This is a genomic window from Vibrio sp. 2-1-2a, from assembly GCF_032648565.1.
Lineage (GTDB): Bacteria > Pseudomonadota > Gammaproteobacteria > Enterobacterales > Vibrionaceae > Vibrio > Vibrio diabolicus.
On sequence record NZ_WBOH01000003.1, the window covers coordinates 704,197 to 725,315 of the forward strand.

General features: G+C 47.0%; 18 protein-coding genes. 8 read left to right on the top strand and 10 right to left on the bottom strand.

The features are described 5' to 3' along the window. Positions 1–102: 102 nt before the first annotated feature. Positions 103–972, bottom strand: coding sequence for a GyrI-like domain-containing protein (locus F7Y48_RS11465; RefSeq protein ID WP_167427301.1), 870 nt, complete (start codon positions 970–972; stop codon positions 103–105). 125 nt (positions 973–1,097) lie between these two features. Between F7Y48_RS11465 and F7Y48_RS11470 the strand changes: the two genes are divergently transcribed. Next, positions 1,098–2,246 (top strand): PLP-dependent aminotransferase family protein, encoded by a 1,149-nt coding sequence (locus tag F7Y48_RS11470; protein ID WP_316684213.1) that lies wholly within the window; start codon positions 1,098–1,100, stop codon positions 2,244–2,246. A gap of 412 nt (positions 2,247–2,658) precedes the next feature. Further along, complete coding sequence (locus F7Y48_RS11475) at positions 2,659–3,687, top strand: hypothetical protein (RefSeq protein ID WP_258508609.1); 1,029 nt, start codon at positions 2,659–2,661, stop codon at positions 3,685–3,687. A gap of 103 nt (positions 3,688–3,790) precedes the next feature. Here F7Y48_RS11475 and F7Y48_RS11480 read toward each other — a convergent pair whose 3' ends face one another. Beyond that, a complete protein-coding gene (locus F7Y48_RS11480; RefSeq protein ID WP_005392758.1) occupies positions 3,791–4,120 on the bottom strand; it encodes a DUF4156 domain-containing protein in 330 nt (109 codons plus the stop codon). A 195-nt stretch (positions 4,121–4,315) separates the two neighbouring features. On the opposite strand from F7Y48_RS11480, the gene F7Y48_RS11485 reads away from it, so the two are divergent. Together F7Y48_RS11485 and F7Y48_RS11490 are read left to right on the top strand one after the other, a co-directional pair. Continuing rightward, positions 4,316–5,026, top strand: a complete 711-nt coding sequence (locus F7Y48_RS11485) for a biotin/lipoate A/B protein ligase family protein (protein WP_258508610.1) — start codon at positions 4,316–4,318, stop codon at positions 5,024–5,026. Positions 5,027–5,307: 281 nt separating this feature from the next. Beyond that, on the top strand, positions 5,308–6,846 hold the full coding sequence (locus F7Y48_RS11490; RefSeq protein ID WP_258508611.1) for a DEAD/DEAH box helicase: 1,539 nt from the start codon (positions 5,308–5,310) through the stop codon (positions 6,844–6,846). Positions 6,847–6,951: 105 nt separating this feature from the next. On the opposite strand, the gene F7Y48_RS11495 is transcribed toward F7Y48_RS11490, so the two are convergent. After that, positions 6,952–9,831, bottom strand: coding sequence for an MGH1-like glycoside hydrolase domain-containing protein (locus tag F7Y48_RS11495; RefSeq protein WP_316684217.1), 2,880 nt, complete (start codon positions 9,829–9,831; stop codon positions 6,952–6,954). Positions 9,832–10,051: 220 nt separating this feature from the next. On the opposite strand from F7Y48_RS11495, the gene F7Y48_RS11500 reads away from it, so the two are divergent. Continuing rightward, positions 10,052–10,963 carry a LysR family transcriptional regulator gene (locus F7Y48_RS11500; RefSeq protein WP_193287438.1) on the top strand — a complete coding sequence of 304 codons (912 nt, stop codon included), beginning with the start codon at positions 10,052–10,054 and terminating at the stop codon, positions 10,961–10,963. Here the strand turns inward: F7Y48_RS11500 and F7Y48_RS11505 are convergent. Beyond that, the gene (locus F7Y48_RS11505; RefSeq protein WP_193447406.1) at positions 10,916–11,851 is read right to left on the bottom strand and encodes a LysR family transcriptional regulator; all 936 of its coding nucleotides are present in this window, start codon (positions 11,849–11,851) and stop codon (positions 10,916–10,918) included. The genes F7Y48_RS11500 and F7Y48_RS11505 overlap by 48 nt on opposite strands. Positions 11,852–12,049: 198 nt before the next feature. Between F7Y48_RS11505 and grxB the strand changes: the two genes are divergently transcribed. After that, complete coding sequence (gene grxB / locus F7Y48_RS11510; protein ID WP_316684223.1) at positions 12,050–12,679, top strand: glutaredoxin 2; 630 nt, start codon at positions 12,050–12,052, stop codon at positions 12,677–12,679. 10 nt (positions 12,680–12,689) lie between these two features. Further along, on the top strand, positions 12,690–13,814 hold the full coding sequence (locus F7Y48_RS11515; protein WP_046875827.1) for an alkene reductase: 1,125 nt from the start codon (positions 12,690–12,692) through the stop codon (positions 13,812–13,814). Positions 13,815–13,897: 83 nt separating this feature from the next. Here F7Y48_RS11515 and F7Y48_RS11520 read toward each other — a convergent pair whose 3' ends face one another. The 3 genes from F7Y48_RS11520 to F7Y48_RS11530 are packed head-to-tail and all read right to left on the bottom strand — an operon-like array spanning position 13,898 to position 16,284. Next, complete coding sequence (locus tag F7Y48_RS11520; RefSeq protein ID WP_316684226.1) at positions 13,898–14,956, bottom strand: zinc-binding dehydrogenase; 1,059 nt, start codon at positions 14,954–14,956, stop codon at positions 13,898–13,900. A gap of 4 nt (positions 14,957–14,960) precedes the next feature. After that, the gene (locus tag F7Y48_RS11525) at positions 14,961–15,473 is read right to left on the bottom strand and encodes a 2,4'-dihydroxyacetophenone dioxygenase family protein (RefSeq protein ID WP_258644534.1); all 513 of its coding nucleotides are present in this window, start codon (positions 15,471–15,473) and stop codon (positions 14,961–14,963) included. Positions 15,474–15,522: 49 nt separating this feature from the next. Further along, positions 15,523–16,284, bottom strand: a complete 762-nt coding sequence (locus F7Y48_RS11530; RefSeq protein WP_047008061.1) for an SDR family NAD(P)-dependent oxidoreductase — start codon at positions 16,282–16,284, stop codon at positions 15,523–15,525. Between the two features lie 131 nt (positions 16,285–16,415). Between F7Y48_RS11530 and F7Y48_RS11535 the strand changes: the two genes are divergently transcribed. Further along, positions 16,416–17,417, top strand: a complete 1,002-nt coding sequence (locus tag F7Y48_RS11535; RefSeq protein WP_054866953.1) for a helix-turn-helix transcriptional regulator — start codon at positions 16,416–16,418, stop codon at positions 17,415–17,417. Between the two features lie 64 nt (positions 17,418–17,481). On the opposite strand, the gene F7Y48_RS11540 is transcribed toward F7Y48_RS11535, so the two are convergent. The 3 genes from F7Y48_RS11540 to F7Y48_RS11550 form a co-directional block, all read right to left on the bottom strand. Then, positions 17,482–18,759: a TRAP transporter large permease gene (locus tag F7Y48_RS11540; protein WP_005392736.1), complete on the bottom strand. Its 1,278-nt coding sequence runs from the start codon at positions 18,757–18,759 to the stop codon at positions 17,482–17,484. Then, positions 18,756–19,313 (bottom strand): TRAP transporter small permease, encoded by a 558-nt coding sequence (locus F7Y48_RS11545; RefSeq protein ID WP_047008059.1) that lies wholly within the window; start codon positions 19,311–19,313, stop codon positions 18,756–18,758. The genes F7Y48_RS11540 and F7Y48_RS11545 overlap by 4 nt, the downstream gene beginning before the upstream one ends. A gap of 132 nt (positions 19,314–19,445) precedes the next feature. Further along, complete coding sequence (locus F7Y48_RS11550; protein WP_005392732.1) at positions 19,446–20,879, bottom strand: PLP-dependent aminotransferase family protein; 1,434 nt, start codon at positions 20,877–20,879, stop codon at positions 19,446–19,448. Positions 20,880–21,119: the final 240 nt, after the last annotated feature.

Genomic DNA, 21,119 nt, shown 5'->3' on the forward strand with positions numbered 1-21,119 from the left:
ATGGCAGAGTCAGCACAAGCTCTGCCTTTTCTTCATGGCGTTCTTGGTCAGCTCTTTGCTCACCACAAATCGATTCACAAAATAATACGTTCGTTTTCATCCTTAGAAGAAGCTAATGGGCAGATAGAAATCCAGCTCAAACGCCTCATCATGGCTGAGAAAATGATTTTTATGATAATGGACGTAAGCGGGTGTAGAACGCTGTTTAAAGCCAGAGTTAGGCAACCACTTCTCTAGTACCATACTCAGTTGAGGAAGAAGCTCACCATATACGCCCGTTAAGCGAAAGACGGCATGTAAACCGCCTGGGATGGTCATTTGATTCACGACGCCGCGCACTTTGAGCGGCGTATCAATTGCCATACAAGCCACATAACGACACTTGTCGAGTTCGACCCAAGCAGGATTGGAGTGATGCAAGCCGTATTGAACCGAAAAGTCCCGATTCTCAGAACTTGCCCACGCTTTCAAAATCAGCCACGCATTGCGAATGGAACGGTTATAGCCCTCATGTCGAACATACGCCGCAAAGCGTTGTGGGACCTCCATAATTTTAGGTTCTGGCAACTCGCGTTTCGCAACCCGATGATAACCCGCAGCCACTTCCGGATCCTTCAAATACGGTTTTTCTGCGACTTGTAAATCATGCTTTCGCCACGCACCAGGAGACATAGCGAACGTCGCTTTAAACGCTCGGCTAAAAGAAGATACCGAGCTAAAGCCGCACTTGTTAGCAATGTCTAATACCGATGAGCTGGTATCAAACATCAGTTGATTGGCGGCGTATTCCATTCTTGTGCGGCGGATATATTGATGGATGGACTCCCCTACGACATCTTTAAAAATACGATGGAAGTGTTGTTCAGAATAGGCTGCTACGTCCGCTAGCTCTTTAGCCGATAAATCTCTGCTAATGTCCTGGTGAATGTAAAACAGCACGTCATTGATTCTGGAAACTTGTTGATGGCTCACGGAGTAAACTTTCGCTCAAATAGCATAAATGGACATATTTAACAGCATAAATGGACACACCAAGCTTGGCAATTTACCTATACTATTTCTGACATAAAAAAAGACAATTACGAGAAGCACAGCACATGGAAATAGCACAGTCATTACAACAAACTAAGTCATCCTACATTCGAGAGATCCTCGCAGCAGCGAGCGATAAGAACGTCATTTCTCTTGCGGGTGGCTTACCGGATGAAAAAACCTTCCCGATCGACTTGATGAAACCGACGCTCGAAAACCTCGCGAACATGCCAGAGGTGTTTCAATACTGCGCAACAGCAGGCTACGCACCGCTACTTAACTTTTTGACCGATTATTATCAGCTACCAGAATCTCATTTGGCGATGATCACAACGGGTTCTCAGCAAGGGCTAGATTTGATTGCGCGTGCGTACGTGAATCCGGGCGATAAAGTGGTGATGGAAGCGCCAAGCTACCTTGGAGCCATGCAGGTATTTGGTTTAGTGCAAGCCAATATCGTGACCGTTTCGCAAACCGAGTGTGGTCCAAACCTTGAAGAACTCGAGCAATGCTTTGCCACGCAGCAACCAAAAATGTTCTATGCAGTACCAGATTTCCATAACCCAACGGGCGTATGCTGGGCGCTAGAGACTCGCCAAAAAGTTGCCGAGCTTTGTATCCAATACGACGTTGCATTCATTGAAGACGCACCATACCGCGAGCTGCGTTTTTCTGGTGAAGCACTGCCGCTGGTTTCGGATTTCTGCCCGCAGCACTCCATCGTATTGCGTTCATTCTCCAAAATCGCCTCACCAGGCTTGCGTATTGGTGTGGTAACCGGAAAACGTAGTTACCTTGAGCCACTCATCAAAATCAAACAAGGTGCCGATCTGCACTCTAGTATTCCTATGCAAGCTTTGCTGCATGGTCTACTGCAACATGACAACTTCGAAACGCACATTTCAACCATCTGTGCGCTTTACAAATCGCGTTACGATGTCATGTTTACTGAGTTGCAAAAACAGCTGCCAGAAAGTTGCGTACTCAAACCTGTCGATGGTGGCATGTTTGTCTGGGTAGAAATTCCAGAATGCGACACCTTCGAACTTGCGAAGACCCTTCTTGCAAACTGGGTTGCTGTGGTGCCAAGCCCGGTATTTTATCCGGAAGGTTCAAAGGTAAAAGCCGCTCTGCGTCTTAACTTTACCAATGCCACACCAGAAGAGCTGACGACTGCTGTCACTCGACTTGCGGATGTACTCAACGCTTTGTAATTGAGCGCATACGTTATAATCTGCCTTTGAGATTCGAAAAAGTCTCAAAGGCAGCATCAAAAAAGTTCCCCAAAAAATTTTATATTTTTCTCTCAAATCAACTCTCTACAGTAAGTGCCTGTTTTCTCTTGATCCTCTCACTCATATAAAAATGAGAACCTAATCACGTATTTGATGGTTAGAAAAGTTACGTCTATCTTTCAAACAAAAGACATCAACTTCGCAGCATTAATGTTCTCAATTTCAGACACTTTACTCAGTCGTGGCTTAGCGATTGAGTAAACGACTAGAAAGCATCTGCGGGCATACCCACTACGAAGGATTGACCAGAACCATTCTGAATGTCGCGAGCCAGTCTTTTGATTGGCAATTACGTCAGTGAATCGCACCAAATGACAGAGGGGTTATCAGGATGAACACTCGAACCACGACAGGACTCGTCGCCACTGGCTGGTCCGTTATCTTTTCACTTTTTACCGCATTCGCCGCGTATGCGAGTACGTCTCCAAACTGTAGTGATGTTTTAGCGGGCAACACAACTGCCGTATCGCAAAAAATGATGGTTTTACTGGGCGAAGACATCACTAAATCCAACCGCATCACCACGGTGATTCCAGCCGAAAACAATCCATTTGTGACCGAAGCACTGGTCTCGGTTTCCAACGACGTGTCACCCAATGGACGTTTGCCACAAAAGACATTGGAAGAGATCAGAAAAGTACGCTCAGATTTAGAAAAAGCCGCACAGGAAGTGAGCCGATTACAAGGTACTTTTGAAGTCGCATTTGTTAGCTTGATTGATGGTTACTGCCAGTTCTCGAACCACGAACTTACTCAGCATGCCAAAATCGACTTTGACCATTTGGAAGGTCTCACGTTGTATTCAATCCCCGCTTTGTTAGCAATGGTGGATCAATCTTACGCCATGGCAGAAAATAGAATTGCTAGCGAGCAAGAACAGTTAAGCAACATCGAGAAAGAACAACAGAGACAGAAACAGCAAGCCAGTGCTGCCGCAGCAGCACGTTACCAAGACGGTAACGTGTTGGTGAAAGTCGAGAATTTTGATGGCTCTAATGTGACGTTTTCCGTCACTAACGTCGGTTCACAAGGTTCATTACAGCCAAACTTCAACACGTTTAATGCCTATCGCACCGAAAGCGGAGAGCTAGTGTATAAATCGGAGTCTTTGTTGAACTTAGCAGATACTGCGGGTAATACGCTTGAAACCATGGGAATCGCAGAGCTCTCATCACGAGGGGGAAACAACTTGTCAATCTCTCCGGGTGAAACCCGAAAATTCGTCACCAGTATCGCTTCAGAAGTCGCACCACACACACGGTTAAGCTTGGAGTTCCCGGCAAAAGTATTAAATACCGAACAGGACTTCACTCTGTCGTTTTCTGACACGACGGCAGTGGCTACAGCGAACGTAAATTAACTGAAAAGCGCTCATCATAACGCGCACAGACGTAAACTTGTTGTTTGGCAGCAAGCTCAAAGACAGGCACATTTCGCCTGTCTTTGCTTTCGGAAAAGTAAAATTATGGCTGTTTGCACTTATAAGCATTGGCAAACATGGTAACCGATGTGGAGAAGTCCAACGGCTCATATAAATACAATGTATCTGCGCCTAAATCTGCCGCTTTGATGCGCATTTGGTTTAACGTACCCCAGACCATGTCTTTATCTGCGTGCAGCCAATAATCATAAAAGTGCCCTTCCGAGCCAATTACCGTTCCCATTAGCTCGCAGTTTTCAATCGCATTCACGTTGTCCCAAAGCACTTGGACTTGCTCAGATTCTTGGGTCGGGAACGTCACACATCCCGTCAATGATGCCGCTAACGCAAGACACATCACTCGCTTTTTCATAGTCATATCGCCTAAAAATTATTTAGATGGCGGATTTTATGAATTGCTTATGTGATGACCAACAAAATATTTCTATCGCCCCTTTAAATAGAAATAATGGAAGCGAAGAAAACTCTAAAGGCAGCGTATACCGCTAGTAATCACATGGCATCTAAGATAAAACAGTAGCGATAATATACGGATGAGGGATAGAGTTTGGTTTCTAAAAATAAGCTAATTCGCTATACGGCTACGGAAGTCGCTGATGCATTTGAAAAAGAAGATGAGCTCATTAAACAAGTTCAGTCCAACCAACTCTCGCAAGTGCTATTACTTTGGCAAGTAAAAAGCCCGACGCTCGTGCTTCCCGCAGGTAAAAAGTGGCCTATTTCTAACGAGTTAGAACATGCGTTAAATGCGTCTGGCTGGAAACTCTTTTCTCGTAAAACTGGCGGTGCCCCCGTCCCTCAAGTACCGGGTATTATTAATCTATCCCACATCTATCACTGGCCAGACGGTGAGCCTTACGACATCAAGAAAGCGTATCTCGATTTGTGTGCAATTTTGACAGTTTTCTTTGAGCAGCAGGGCGTGAAAGTAGATGTCCATGCTACGCCTTATTCCTACTGTGATGGCGAGTACAACCTCAATATTGGTGGTCAAAAAGTCGTGGGAACCGCGCAGCGCGTTTTACTGAAAAAAGGCGGTGGACAAGTGGTGTTATCACAAGCATGCATTCTGATTGATGCCGACGTTGAAAAGATTGTCGCACCGGTAAAATTGTGTAATCAACTTTGCGGTTACAACGATGATATTCGTGGTGATGTCCACACACCGCTCTTCAATCATATATCCGACCGCCCATCGGTAGATTCGCTCTTTCAGCAATTGACGAGTGCGTTTTTAACGCATGCAAAAGCGGAGTAATGAAAGGATCAAGCCTCCCCCTTGCTCCGAAAAGCATTCGATAAACTCAAACTGCATGCCGTGATAGCGATGTAAGAATGGGCATCGCCAACGTAAAACCATTCCATCGATCAAACCAGTTATCAGTTTTGCCTGCCAAAAAGAAATGAGATCCAGTTCAAATATTTATCTATGACGGAATTAGTTGAAGCCTGCGCGTAAAAGCCTCAGAATGTCGCACTTTTCGTACCGATTTGTTTTCGGCGCGTTGTTATCTAACTCTACAATTGAGAATCATACATATGGGTTTTACCTCGTTAGGTCTATCTGCTCCAATCCTTAAAGCTATTCAAGAAAAAGGCTACGACACCCCTTCGCCAATTCAGGCAAGAGCAATTCCTGCTATTTTGGAAGGGAAAGACGTAATGGCAGCAGCGCAGACTGGTACAGGTAAAACTGCAGGCTTTACGCTACCGATTCTTGAGCGTTTATCGAACGGCCCTCGCGTTCGTGCTAACCAAGTTCGTGCACTTATCCTAACGCCAACACGTGAGCTTGCGGCTCAGGTGCAAGAAAACGTGTTTATGTACAGCCGTCACCTTCCACTAAGCAGTGCAGTTGTTTTTGGTGGTGTGAAGATCAACCCGCAAATGCAGCGTCTTCGCAAAGGTGCGGATGTGTTGGTCGCGACACCAGGCCGCCTGATGGATTTGTACAACCAAAATGCGGTCAAATTCGACCAACTGGAAGTGCTAGTACTGGACGAAGCAGACCGCATGCTGGATATGGGCTTTATCCGCGATATTCGCAAAATCCTAGCCCTGCTACCAAAACAGCGTCAGAACCTACTTTTCTCGGCGACTTTCTCGGATGAAATCCGCGACCTTGCGAAAGGCTTGGTGAACAACCCGGTTGAGATTTCCGTTAACCCGGCAAATTCGACGGCGAGAACGGTTGAGCAAAGCATCTACCCAGCAGACGTGAAGAAGAAAGCACCGATGTTGGTTAAACTGATCAAAGACGGCGATTGGAAGCAAGTGCTGGTGTTTACGAAAACGAAACACGGCGCAAACCGTCTGGCGAAGTTCCTGATCGAACAAAACCTACCGGCTGCTGCCATCCACGGCAACAAGAGCCAAGGCGCGCGTACCAAAGCACTGGCGGATTTTAAATCGGGTGAAATTCGTGTGTTGGTCGCGACGGACATTGCTGCGCGCGGTATCGATATTCCTCAATTACCGCAAGTGGTGAACTTTGAGCTACCTAAAGTGGCAGAAGACTACGTTCACCGTATTGGTCGTACTGGCCGCGCGGGCGAAGTAGGTAAAGCGATTTCACTCGTGTGTGCGCTAGAAGCATCTGAGCTGTTTGCGATTGAACGTTTGATTCAAGAAGTACTACCACGTAAAGAGTTGGAAGGTTTTGCGCCAACCAATGTGGTGCCAGAATCTAAACTGGATACTCGCCCAATCAAACCGAAAAAACCTAAGAAGCCGAAAAAACCAAAAGCACCAAATGCTGCAAGTGAAAACGCCCCAGTAACCGAAAAGAAAGCAGGCAATGGTGCAAACAAACCTAAACGTCGCTTCAAGGGTGGTAACAACGGCAACAAAAACAGCACCAACCAAGGCGGTGCGGGTAAGCCTAAAGGCAACCGTGAAGGCCAAGGTCGCGCAAACAGCAAGCCAAATGGCAATAAACCGAGTGGAAATAAACCAAACGGTAATATGAGTGGCAACGCTGGTAAACCGTCTGGTAACCGCAAGCCAAACAATACTAAGCCTGCAGGAAACAAACCATCAGGTCAGCGCCGTAAACCTCGTCCGCAGGCGGCAAACTAATCTGTAAACGGCCCCGATAGCAAATACAACAAAGCCGCTGATAATCTCAGCGGCTTTGTTTTTCTTAGAACACAGTTTTTTAGAACACAGCTTTATTAAAACAGCCTACATTATAGGTGTGATTCGAATATCTGCGATTTGCGCTTCGTTCTTTTCACCCTCAATACCACCAGCGTAGATGTAGGTTTCATTCGATGTGAGGTAACTCATATTGAAGTGATCCTTCAGCGCGATCTGATAGGTTTTCCCCTGCTCCAACGCCACTTCAATTGGCGTTGAGTAACGCATACCTTGGTTTTCACCAATATGGCCCATCTGCAAATAACCTTGACCAACCACTTTGCCTGCATCATCCAATACCTCTAACAATTTCACGGTGTTCGTGATGCCGGTATTAAGTTGTCCTAGGTTATTGTTGTACCAAGCATCGAACTGGTAAGTGCCCGTTACAGGAGCTGTAAACGACTCTGCACCTTTTACGAGGCCACTGTCTTTGCTCACCGTAACCACTGAGACATTGTCTTTGAGTGGCTGATATTCGCCATCAAGTTTGATGCGGATCTCTTCACCGACACAAACCGGTTGGCTTGGGTTAGAACGGAAGCCTTTATCGTTAATGCTTTCAGCCAAATAACAAGCAAAACCTGTTGGCGTATCGGAATAAGATTGAGCAATCACGTTCTTTTGAATCAGCTCGCCATTGCGATACAAGTTCACGTTGTACTTGCTCGTCACGTCAATCGAAACCGAATTATCAACGCTTTTTACCACCAATGTTGGCTCTTGCGGAGAATAAACGCGACTGTCTTCACTCACATACGGTTTCACCCCAGAAACTAAAGTAATGCTGCTATCTACATTCACAAGCGCGCCCAGTGTCACGTGGAAATGCCCCTCTTCGTCCATCGTGACATTTTCAACTGGGTAGTAACCTGTTTCATCTTTGCTTACTTCAGGCAAATCAATGGTTACCGAATAGTTATTTCCTTTAAAGGCAAAGTTTTCCAACGTGATTTGTTCAGACTGAGCCAACAACTTATTGCGCACCCAACTTGTGATAAATGGCTTCACTTCCAACTTACCTGTTTCGGTATGGATGCCGAATAGGGTCTCTACCACCATGTTCAAGTAGCCACCCACAGACCAAAGCTGACGCTGAGAGTTAATCACTGGGCCATCCAAGCTCGGATCTTCGCCATGATCACTATGGATGATGAATGACTTACCAGAAAGCCACTCTAAGTTTTCCATGTTGGATAAATTGGTTGCTGTACCACGAACCAACGATTGAATGGCATTGTTCGCTGCTGCCACGTTTTGTGTTTGATGCGCGGCGCGCAAGCTGTACGCGGTAACAAATGGCCAAATTGCGCGGTTATGGTACACAGGCACGTCCGGTTGTTGAGGGAAGTAAACCGGCACGCCAAACTCACTGTGTGGGTAATTGGCCATGATTTGTTTCGCCTGTGCATCGCTTGCCACACCACTGATGATCGCAAGTGATTCGCCCAACATATCGTATTTGTCGACCGCGATGTCTTTGCCATTATCAAACAAATAACTTACGTACATACCGCGTTCGGCATTCCAAAACTGCTCGTTGATAGCGGTTTTTAACTTCTCAGCCCACTCGGTGTATTTGACCGCGTTGGTTGAATCGTACTTCTCTGCCAACTTAGCCGCGAGCTGAATCGCGCGGTAGTGAACCACGTTTGTCGATAACGCTTTGCTGCTACCAATCGCATTGACATCGTTTGGCGTCCACGTTGAATACGTTTGCTCACGCCAATCAAGGAATGATTGCTCACCAGTGTATAAACCAGATTTCGCATCAAAAGCCGCCAGGCGATCGGCTTCAAGTGTATTACTGATAGCTTTATATGCGCGCTCAGCAAACTGGTTGTACTCTTCCCCATCCAATGCCGAAAGTAAGCGTTCTGCACCAAGCGCCCAAGTCGTGCGGTCGGTACTAATTGGCCAGCTGCCGCCAGTGCCCGTATCTTGCACAATCTGCTCGCCATCGTATTGCTGATCGGTCGTATCGCGGAAAGCGGACAATTTGAAATTCAAACCATTTTGCACGCGAGTTGGATTCATCAATGCAAGCGAAAGGTCTGCTGCGTACGCCAAATCACGCGTCCATACGTAATGCCACTTCGCGCCCGTCTCAAAAACTTCCGCTTTGATTGGGTTGTTGTAGTTGTAATTGCCGTCTTTGATTTCAGAAACGGCAAGCTGGTCTAGCTCTTTCATCGTCAACGCAAACAACGCATCAAACGCGACATCGCCCGACACCACTCGCGGCCCTGTTTGTTCATTAATCACTAAGCCTTGGTCGAGCGCATCACGCAATTCTGTCGTCGTTGAAATACCAAATTCACGCAGTTCAGCTTTAGGATCTTTCACCGAAAAAATCACGGTATCACTCGAGTCATCGTAATTGGCGAACAGTTTCACTTCTTTATTCTGATGCCCTTCATGCACCATTGCAGGGTCGAGAATCGCATCAGAGTAGTATTTTTCCGCTTCTTCTTGCGTTGCTTTCGTCACAGTCATTGTCGCGCGGCTTTCATCGGCAAAGCTCACAGAAAACTTGTAATACCCTTTGTCTTCAAACGTGATCTCAGAGTTGCAATCATCGTTCATACACGCTTCATTCGTGTCTGGTTTTGGCAGGTACTCTTGAGCTTTATCGAACGCCGCGGGCTCCTCAAAATAGGTGTATTGGATCTGCCAACCCGGATCAGCAATCTTGAACTGATTGCTACCTCGAGCGACGCGCAGTACGGTTTCGTACTCGTTATTACCCAAATAGTTTAGCTTGGCATGCTCTGCCGTGCCCCAATCCCCATTTAAACCACGTAAATATAAGTCGGCTGAAATAATTGGTTTGTCGACCGGCACAGGCGCATCAGAAGAATCTGACCCACATCCAGCAAGACCAATACAAGACGCGACAGCAAGCGCAATAAAACTCGGTTTCATGTTCATCCCTTAGATTGTTGTTTTGGCGACAGTCTAAAGAACACCTTTTTGAGGGGAAAATAGGAAGTCAGGAGCGAGCTATAGATAACATCTATACGTCAAACCCCAACAGTGATGTAGATCTATGAAATGCGCATAATTTCAATCAAATGAGATTACAGATTTGTGATTTATAAATGAAATTGTGCAAAATACCCCTCGTTCTTAGAGGGGAAAGAAAATGGACAAATCTCTGCAGCAATTTTTACTGGTTGCACGCTGCCAAAGCATCAGTGCTGCGGCAAGAATGGCAGGGTTAAGCCAGCCAACGGTAACAAGCAATTTAAAGAAGCTGGAAGAGAATCTCGGCGTAACGCTGTTTGAACGTCATCCTAATGGCATGGTGTTGACCGAATACGGACGCATCCTCTATCGCCATAGCAACGCGATGCAGCATGAATACAACCAAATGATGCAAAGCATTGATGAACGGAAACAGTATCAAGTCGGAAAAATTAAAATGGGTACTGGCGATGCGTGGTGGCCGCTGTTCGTCAAACAAGCACTCAATGACCATCTGACCAAGCAGCCTTCGGCATCTACGCACGTCGAATTTGGCAACCACTTAGGCTTGATGGATTCATTAATCAACGAACAGATTGAATTCTTCATCGGCCACGAGATTGTCGGATTGTCGTCTAAATGCGATGTTACGTTTATTCCGCTATTTCAAACGGTTGATGCCTATTTTGTTTCCCCAAACCACCCACTGCTAGGGAAAACCGTCACCGAAGAGATGCTGCACGAATACCCCGCTCTTTCGGTCACTTATGACGCTAAGAAATTCGCTCACGTCATCGATAACCCAATCCCGAAGCAAAATGAACGCGAAAGGCAGCAACTGGATGACAGACCGACTTACGAAGTGGATTCTCTGCTCGCCAGTATTGATGTACTGAAAGAAAGCGTCGCGGTGATGTCTTATACCCGCCATCTGCAATCGTATTTGGAATCCTTCGGCTTACGATGCTTAACCATGAAAAGCGAACCAAACCCTGGCACCGTCGGGATTTATCGCCACCGCCGAGAAACCTCGGAATCGCATCTAGATCTGATTGCTGGTATCACTCAGCGCGCTAAATTGCTCAACTAGAAAGTCCAAAAACAGGCGAACTCTTTTCGGTTGATATTGGCGGCTCTGATAAATGACATGCAGATCCGCTTCAGCGCCTTGCGAAAAGGCGCTGAAGTTTTTCATATACCCATCCAAAACCGTTACTAAACGTTGTTGTTTGAGGTCTTGCTGAATATCTAAAATCGATTTCAGCGCAATCCCCGCACCGTCCAACGCCCATTGTCGGATCACTTCACCATCATCAGAAAATCGCTTCGGCGTGACCGTGATCGATTGGTGAGATTCTTCATCTTTAAAGTGCCACGTTTTTAATTCTTCATTGCTGCGGACCATGGCTAAGCAGCGATGGTCCGCGAGATCTTGTGGACAGTTTGGGACACCTTGCTTCGACAAATAATCAGGTGACGCGCACAGCACACGTTGACTCGACGCCAGCTTGCGCGAAATGAGATTGCTGTCCGCTAACTCGCCGTAACGAATCACCAAATCGAGCCCCGATTCAGCCAAGTTCGACAAATTGTCATTAAGATAAAGATAAGGCGTCACATCCGGATATTGCTCAGAAAAAGCCGACACCATCGGCGAAATAATTTGTTTGCCAATATCTCGTGGAGCTGAAATTTTCAACGTTCCGCGCACTTCCGAAATACCCGTTTGAAGTAAGTTTTCCGTCTCTTTCACGCTATCAATGATGTTCAGACAAGCTTGATGGTACATTGCCCCTGCGTCCGTGAGTGATACATGGCGTGTGCTTCGGTTGAGCAGCTTTACGCCATAGCGTTCTTCTATCGCTTGCAGCCTTGCCGTTACCGTCGCCGGAGACAAACCTAACTCCCTTCCCGCCGCCGCCAGACCTTGATGTTTAACGATGCTGACAAACAACGTCATATCCGAAAACTTATCCATCTTCGCGCCCTTATTATTTGGAAAAACTGAATAATCAATTCAGATATTACCCAATTATCAAATTAAGTCGAATCCATATACTGACCCTATCGACATTGTTTAGACCCAGAACGTTATGTGACAGGGCAAAGTTAAACGCCGTAATACTGTTCAACGCACAACAACACGCCCTGCCCAGCCAGAGATAGGAAACAAAAAATGAAACTGTACATTTATGAACATTGCCCCTTTAGCGCCCGCGTCCGTTTTGTTGCAGGCATGCTGAATATTCAGCTCGACGTCATCAACATTGCTTATGACGACGAGAGCACCACCACAAACCTCATCGGCGCAAAACAAGTTCCTCTTTTGATCAAAGACGATGGCGAAGCGATGGCGGAAAGCTTAGACATCATCAACTACTTCCTTGAATTGGCATCTTCCAATGAAAGCAGCCAACCCTCAGCACCGGTTTTAGACTGGCAAAAACAGGCGTTTTTACCGCTACAAAAAGTCGGGTATCCGCGTTGGTCAAACATGACGTTACCGGAATTTGCAACAGAAACCGCTAAACAAGCATGGCGTGCAAAAAAAGAAACCGAAGCATTAAATTTTGAAGCCTTGATTAACGATACACCTGCGATTGCGAAAGAAGTCGCCGCTTTGATAGAACAAACCAAATCCTTGCTCAACCTAAGTTCAGAAAAGCAAACGTCACTGGTTGATCAGGCCATTATTTTCTCCATTCTACGCGGCTTTTTCAGTGCGCCCGAAGTGCAATGGGATCCAGCCGTACTTCACTGGATGGCAACCGCTCGTAAAGCGACCAACGTGCCAGTACTTATCTGAGGAGCGCAACATGAAACAAAGAACAAATAAGCTGTTTGAACCAGCTCAACTAAAAGCGTTGTCACTACAAAACCGTATTGTCATGGCACCAATGACTCGCGCACGCACCACTCAGCCGGGCAACATCCCGAATGAGATGATGGCAACGTATTATCAACAGCGCGCTTCTGCCGGGCTGATCATTTCCGAAGCCACACAAATTTCGGACGATTCTCAAGGCTATTCGTTCACCCCTGGCGTTTACACCGATGCGCAAGTGGCGGGCTGGCAAGGAGTGACCCAAGCGGTCAAATCACAAGGTGCAGCGATGTTTTGTCAGCTATGGCATGTGGGCAGAGTGTCTCACCCAACATTCCAAAATGGTGAACAGCCTATCGCACCATCTGCGCTCGCTCCGGTAGAGACGCAAGTTTGGATTGCGGATGAACAAGGCAACGGCAATATGGTCGATTGTGTTGAGCCACGCGCCATGACACAAGCGGACATCAACCGAGTTGTCGGTGATTTCGCGAACGCAGCCAAACGCGCCATTGAATCGGGTTTTGATGGGGTAGAAATCCACGGCGGGAATGGGTATCTGATCGATCAGTTCTTAAGAACCAACTCAAACCATCGAACAGACAACTACGGCGGTCCACGAGAAAATCGTATCCGTTTTCTTATCGAAGTAGTGGATGCAGTTATCGCCGCTGTTGGTGCGCATCGAGTTGGAGTGAGATTGGCACCATTCATTACGTTTAAAGATATGGACTGCCCAGATATCGTGCCAACAATCTTAGAAGCATCAAAGCAACTACAGGAGCGCGACATTGCCTACTTACACTTGTCCGAGGCCGATTGGGCCGATGCTCCAACGATTCCTGAGGCGTTTCGAGTCGAACTTAGAAAGCGCTTTCGCAACGCTATTATTGTTGCAGGTCGCTACGATCCTCAACGAGCAAACGAAGTATTAGAGAAAGGCTACGCGGATCTTGTCGCATTCGGACGACCATTCGTAGCAAACCCAGACTTAGTCTCTCGCTTGCAACATCACCATCCGTTGGCAGAACTCGATGGCTCAACGTTGTTTGGCGGAAACGAACGAGGCTACACCGATTACCCTGCTCTGCAACAGGAATACGCAGAACAGGCCTAACAAAAAAAGCCCCAACCTAGCTGCTACGGTTGGGGCTGTCACCAAACTAGAATTGGTTTTAGCTAGCTTAATCTGGCTAAGAGTTAAATCACTTCTAACGCGCCGCTGCGCCAAGGTTCGATAACGACTTTGATGTGATCATTTGGCGTCATTAACTGTCTAAACGCATCTTCCACACCATCGATTCCCACTTTGGCGGTAAGCATTTTCTGCCAAGGCAACTTGTGTTCGGCAATCGCTTGAAGGCATTGCTCAAACTCTTGCGGTTGGTAGTAGTAAGAGAATCTCAAATCGAGCTCTTTTACCGTCGCGTACGCGTAGTTAATGGTTGCTGGAGCCGTATGAATGCCTGATACAACGATTCGAGATCGGGCAGGAGCACGGCGCATGAAATCATCAATCAAAGTATGTTTGCCAACACACTCATAGATGACCAAACGTGAATTCATTCCATACTGTGCCCCGACGGCGATCTCGTCCTCCTTGGTCGGGTTGATCAATCGATTTGCGCCAAACTCGCTGGCAAGTTGCAGCTTCTCTTCCTGAAGATCGACCGCAAGAATGTTGCTCACACCGCGTTGTTTGAGCGCTGCAATCACCGCCAGCCCTATAGGGCCGCAACCGACAACCAGCGCTGTATCTTCCGTTTCGATTTCACTGCGATTGACCGCATGCAAACCGACCGCCAGCGGCTCGGTTAACGCTGCCGCTTCAGACGGTATTTCGTCGGGCACTGGCAGTAGGAGCGCTTCATCAAGTAGGAAATACTCAGAGTAAGCGCCGTAAGTACCCGGAGTAACACCAACGCCTGCGCCATTTTGGCTGAGCAACATCGGCACAGAGGTGACTCGGCTACCGACAGGCAACGTTTGCTGCGTACCGGCACCGTATTCGACAATTTCCGCACAGAATTCATGTCCCAACATCACTTGAGCGTGCTCACCTACTTCATCAGGCATCAACCCGAGCTGGTGGAATACATCAAACACCTCATCCGCGTGTCGAGTAATGTGTAGGTCGGAGCCACAAATCCCACAGGCGAGACTACGAACCAAGACTTGTCCCGCTGCGGGTTTGGGGATTTCGACTTGCTTCAGGCGGACACTACCATCCTGCATTACGATACTGTTCATCTGTTGCATGGGGTTACTCCGCTAGCTCATCACTCAGGGCAGCAATCGCACCCGGTTTGATATAGCGCGCAGTGAAGCCTTGCGCTTTGGCAGCGGCAACCACCACTTGCTCAATCCAACCTGCATCCATGATGTTGATAAAGTTACCCTCTTCGTCAAAGTTAATGTTCGCACCTTGGATCACCATAAAGCCATCTGCGCCACCCGACTCTTCTGGACAGTGAAAGGTATGAATCGAACCGCCCGGCTCATATAAGTAGCTACCAGCGGTTTGGACTTGGTCTGGATACTCGATGTAGTGCCACGCGCCACTCAGTGTATAGAAATGCACCACACCAGTATGGAAGTGCTTAGGCAGAGTGATACCCGGTTTGAACTTGGCGCGAATCACCCACGTACCATTTTCTGGGTCAAGAAACAGCGGGTAAACATCAACACCCGGTAGCGCGTCTTTAATGATCGACTCTTCAGTAGTATTAAGAGTTAATAGGAAATCTTGATGCTGAATAACTTCTGGTAATGACATAACTTACATCCTCACTATTGCTGTAATTTGGCGTGCTCGCCTATTCCATCTATCCCATGAGCGGGTACTTAAAATTCTCGAAACCGTCAGATGCGCTGATGGTGCAGCCGTTGATACAGTTGGCTTTCTCGCTGACAAGAAACGCTACCACGTTGGCAATCTCTTCTGGTTGCGTGAAGTTTTGGCGCATCTGTTCTTTGCGGATGTGGTTCCACAAGCCGATCTCTTCGTATTGCCTTAACATCGGAGTATCAACGCGTCCCGGAGCGACGGCACACACACGAATATCCAGAGGCGCTAACTCTAAAGCGGCGCATTTGGTCATCATATCGACTGCGGCTTTGCTGACGTTGTAGGTAAACGTCATCTCGGAGGCCATTTGGGCGTAAACGGAAGAGGTATTAAGGATCACGCCCGGTGTCCCTTGCGCTTGGAATTGTCGTCCAGCGGCGAGAATGCCATAGTAAACGCCGTTTTGGTTGACTTTAGAGATAGGCTCAAAGTCGGCGATAGGATCATGTTCAAGCAGAGGTTTCGGTGCGCCGATACCTGCATTGTTGACCATGATGTCAAGTGAGCCAAATTGTTCGACCGCGTACCTCACCATGGCTTCGACTTGTTGGTAATCGGTGACGTCCGCAACAAAGGTTTCCAACTGCTTAGAGCCAAAACTTGCGTACATTTGCAGTGATTGCTCTGAAATATCGACAGCAAGCACTTTGGCTCCTTGCTCTCTTAGCTTTGCAATAATAGCTTGCCCAATTCCACCCGCAGCGCCAGTCACTATGGCAGTTTTATTGATAAGTTCCATACAGCTTCTCATCCATGCGTTGTTGTTATCGAAATGTAACTTAGATCAACTCACTGGCACTCACTTGACCTTTTACGAAGTAAATTTGATATATTGCGATTTACAACCTGTTAACATTTAAAAATCGAGACATGTATATCGTACGAAGTGGCGCTGCCGATAAATTTGATAGCTTGGTTTCAGAATTAGGTCAGAACCCGCAAGAGATAATGGCCGCTGCTGGCCTGTCTGCCGCGCAGTTTCGCGATCCCGATACGTATCTCGCTTATCCAAGATTGGCTGAATTGCTGGAGGAAGCGGCTGCTCGTTGTAAGCAACCGTTGTTTGGTGCGTTACTCGCCGAGCGCCAAAACCTGCAAAGTTTAGGCGATTTGCCGATGCTGGTTTCTCGTGCTGAAACGGTCGGTGATGCATTGGCGCGGGTGAATGATTATCTCTATTTGCATTCGTCAGGCGTTACTCTCAACATGACGCCACAAGATGATTGGGTACGATTGTCGCTCAATATTGATGTGAATAGTGACCGCGGTATTGCGCAGTTGATGCAGCTAAGTGTGTCACACTTAGCCATGTTTATCGCCAGTTTGCTCGATATTGAAGCAAGCCACTTCGCGCTACATTTGACTCAACACGCAACCTTGGAAGTAGAGCAAAGCAAGTTTGCCCAACAGAACAAACTGCGTTTCGGTGATAAGTTTGACGGTATCCTACTTAAAGCGAGTCTGCTTAACGCTAAGAACCACCAAGACGAAGACGCACTGGATCGCCACTTTCAACAGCACCTCAAGTATTTACAAACCCGCTATCCTAACAATCTGAGTGATCAAGCAGCGAATATGATTGGTCGTTTGTTGTCGACGGGAGAATGCAGCGTGGAGCGCGTTGCAAGAGCATTAGACCTGCATCCGAGAATGCTGCAAAGCAAGCTAAAGCAGCAGAGCACGAGTTATCGACAGCTGTTGCAGCAAGTGCGTCAGGATTTCGCCGAGCAGCGTTTAAGTGAGAATATTCAGAGTATTACCGATATCGCGTTGCAACTGGGTTATGCAGAAACTGCGGTATTCAGCCGCCACTTTCGCAGTTGGACAGGAAAGTCGCCCAGCCAATGGAGACTGGAGAACAGAATAAGTTGAACCAGTTTGAGAGCATAGATTAAAAAGCCGCCGATATTCAGCGGCTTTGAGCGTTTAGTCGATACTATCGAAACGCTAAATCACGTAAGAAAAGTGAAATCGAAGGGAAGAAAATCAGCATCACAGAGACCAAAAGCAAGATGAACACAAACGGTGGTGTGCCGCGAATCACTTCCACATAAGGACGTTTAAACACGGCAATCGCGGTAAAAATATCACAACCGAATGGCGGTGTTGCAGAACCTATCGCAGCTTGCAATGTCACGATGGTGCCGACCAGTACTGGGTCAATGCCAGAGGACTTAATCACAGGTGCAAAGATAGGGATCAAAATCAGCATCACTACGATTGGATCAACGAACATACAACCAATAAAGAACGCAATTGAAATAACGACCAGTAACTCGGTCTGCGAAAGATCATTAATCCCGATCATACCCAACAATTCTTGCGGGATCTGGGCAAATGAAATTACCCAAGAAAAAGCAGCCCCTGCTGCGACTAAGATAAATACCACCGCGGTAACCATGCCCGTAGAAAGCGCGATTTCGCCAAGCTCCTTCCATTTCACTTTACGGAAGATAACCATTTCTAATAACACAGCGTACAACACCGAAACCGACGCCGCTTCGGTAGGGCTAAATACTCCAGCATAAATACCGCCAACAGTAATGATCGGAAAACCAAATGGTAAAACCGCTTTACGTATTGTGGTCCAACGTTCTTTCCAACTGGCTCGCGGGGCATTTTCTACAGAGCTTTTACCTGCATAAAAATAACAGTAGGCAGAAAACATCAATAAAATCACGATCGCCGGTCCAATACCAGCAATAAACAGCTCAGCAACCGATGTTCCAGACACCACACCATAGATGATCATACCGATACTCGGTGGAATAAGGAGCGCTAAGTCAGAGGCGTTAATAATCAAAGCCAGAGCAAAACTGTCTTTGTAACCATACTCCAACATTTTCGGTCGCATAATAGAGCCAACAGAAACAACGGTGGCTTGTGTAGACCCCGATACCGCACCAAACATCGCACAGCTAAGCGATGAGGTGATCGCCAGACCGCCACGAACGTGCCCAACAAACGCCATTGCGACATCTAGCAAGCGCGTTGCTGCCACGCCTCGGGTAATAATTTCTGCTGCGAGAATAAACATAGGCACAGCGATCAACGCAGCGGGTTTGATGCCAGCAAGCATTTGCTGGATCATAAAATCTGGTCCCAAGCCAAGAAAAACAATAAATCCCAACATAGTCGCCGCTAATAGCGGTACCAACATCGGAAAGCCAAAAGCCAACAACGTGATCATCGTTGCAACAAGAGCGGTCGTCATAGCGCTTTCTCCTGCTTAGTGGCAGAGCCGATGCCATCTGGTCGAGATGAGCGTGAAAGCTTTGTCAGCGTTATGAAACGTTTGATATGGCGACCACCCACACGCGCGAACTGAACCGTGCTAAAGAAAAGGCCAATCGGTGCGATTAAGTACACCCAACTCAAAGGTACTTGCATTGCAGGAGAAAGACGCCCCATTTGGCTCACCTTGCCAATGTATTGCCACGAATACCAAGTTAGCACCGCCACCAATGCGGCGGTGAGTAAATAAATAATGCCGTTGGCTAAAGTTTGTATACGCTTTGGAAGCATATCGGTAAATGCCGTCATACGGATATGGCGAGATTGGCGGGCAGCATAACTGCAACCAATAAACGTGACGGCGATAATGAGGAAATAATTGAGTTCTTCCGAAAAGTAGATGCTTTGGCTAAAGAGGTAGCGCCCTAACACGTTAGCAATTGAGTTCAACGCAATAAGAAGCACCGAGCCAATGAGCAGTGCCGCCTCCGCTTTCTGTATATATTTATCTAGCCACTGAAAAATCCCTTTCATCCGCGCTGCTCCTGATCAACAAAAATGTTAATGAAACGTTATCTTTTTCATGACAATCAACTCAATCAGGTGAATAAGAAAGATTTTCTGAACTTGGCGCTTTCGCAGAAAAAATTGGTCAGAGCATACTGCTCAGACCAAAAAGTGAGAGGTTGGAGGGTTTGTATCGAGAATTTCTGCAATCACAGATAACCCATGCTTGATGTAGCCTCGATTAGTCTCTGCTCCCAAACTGATTCGCACGTAAGGCATTGGCTGATTAGTATCGAGAACAAAAGGTTTATACCCCGTGATCTGCACCCCAGAACGCTTAGCCGAAGCGACCAGATCATCACTGCTCCACTGCTCGGGTAACCTCAACCAAATGTGCTGACCATTCGGGTGTGAGCTATAAACATGCCCTTCTAAGGTGGCTTTTGCTATTCGCTGGCGCTTGGCAAATTCATTGACTTGAAATCGAATAAGTCGATTTAATGTACCGTTTTCGATCCACAAATGAGCGACTTCAAACGGTAACGGGGTCGCAGACCAACTCGTCGCAGCTAAACGGCCAATCGCATGCTGCAAAAAATGACGTGGGACCGTTAAATAGCCCGTACGCATACCTGGCGCTACGACTTTGGTTAAACTGGTTACATAAAAAGCCTGCTCGGGTAACAGTGCGGCGAGAGGTGGGACACGATTGGGCTCTAGTGCCCCATACACGTCATCTTCAATCACGTAGATCTCATACTGCTTCGCAATATTTGCTATTGCCTCTCGGCGCACAATATCCATATGCGCACTATTCGGATTGGCCATGCTCGGTGTGCAACACAGCGCCTTGATTGGTTTGTGTTTACATGCCCATTCAAATGCATCCGGCGTGATACCAAACTCATCCATCTCAAGCGGCTGTAACTTAAATCCAAGCATTCTCGAGCGAGAGATCAAGCCATGATCGACTAAGTGGCCACAAGCGACTAAATCACCGTGTTCAACAACGGTGCTTAAAGCCAAGGTCAAGCCATGGCATGCACCGTTTGTGAGTAATATTTGATCGGTACCAACGTCTAACCCTTGGCTACTGAGAAATCGCGCTCCGGACTCAATATGATGAGGCTGACCTGTTACTGGCTTTGCTTTACTGATCAAACTGCGATTGTTTGTTTGCCCAGCAATTTCCATTAACGCCTGATTAAAAAGCGTAATGTGGCGATCGGTTACTACCGGATGAGCGATCGACATATCAATTTCATCCGGCGTTTCTTTCATCTCTTGCGTCAGCATGAACTCCGTGTCCGTGCTTTCATCCACAAATCCTGATTTTACAAACGTACCGTTTCCCACCCAAGACTCGAGCGCACCTTTTTTCTCTGCATAACCATATGCATGACTGACGGTTTGTACGCTCACGCCAATTTGCTCCGCAAACTCACGATGTGTGGGTAGTCGAGTACCGGGTTTTAGGTAACCACTGCGGACACATTCGACAAGATAATTACCAATGGAGATGTACTTAGCGGTGCCTGGGCGAATGATCGGGTTCAAAGAAATTGTCATGACACAATATTTTAATTGATTCATTTTTAACGCCAATTGTAACTTCAATTTAACAAATGGCGAGCTTTTAGCCATCAAATGCGGTGTAATGCACAAAAATGAGCCACAATTGTAATGATTGACATGAGATATATAGATTCAACAAACATGTTAAATGGCATCGTTTAATCCAAACCCAGCCGCAGTGGTGAGTTGCAATAGTTTTTAAACGCAGGTCTGGCTGACCTGGTGGAAGGTAGAAATACCTCAACGTCTCCGAAGGCC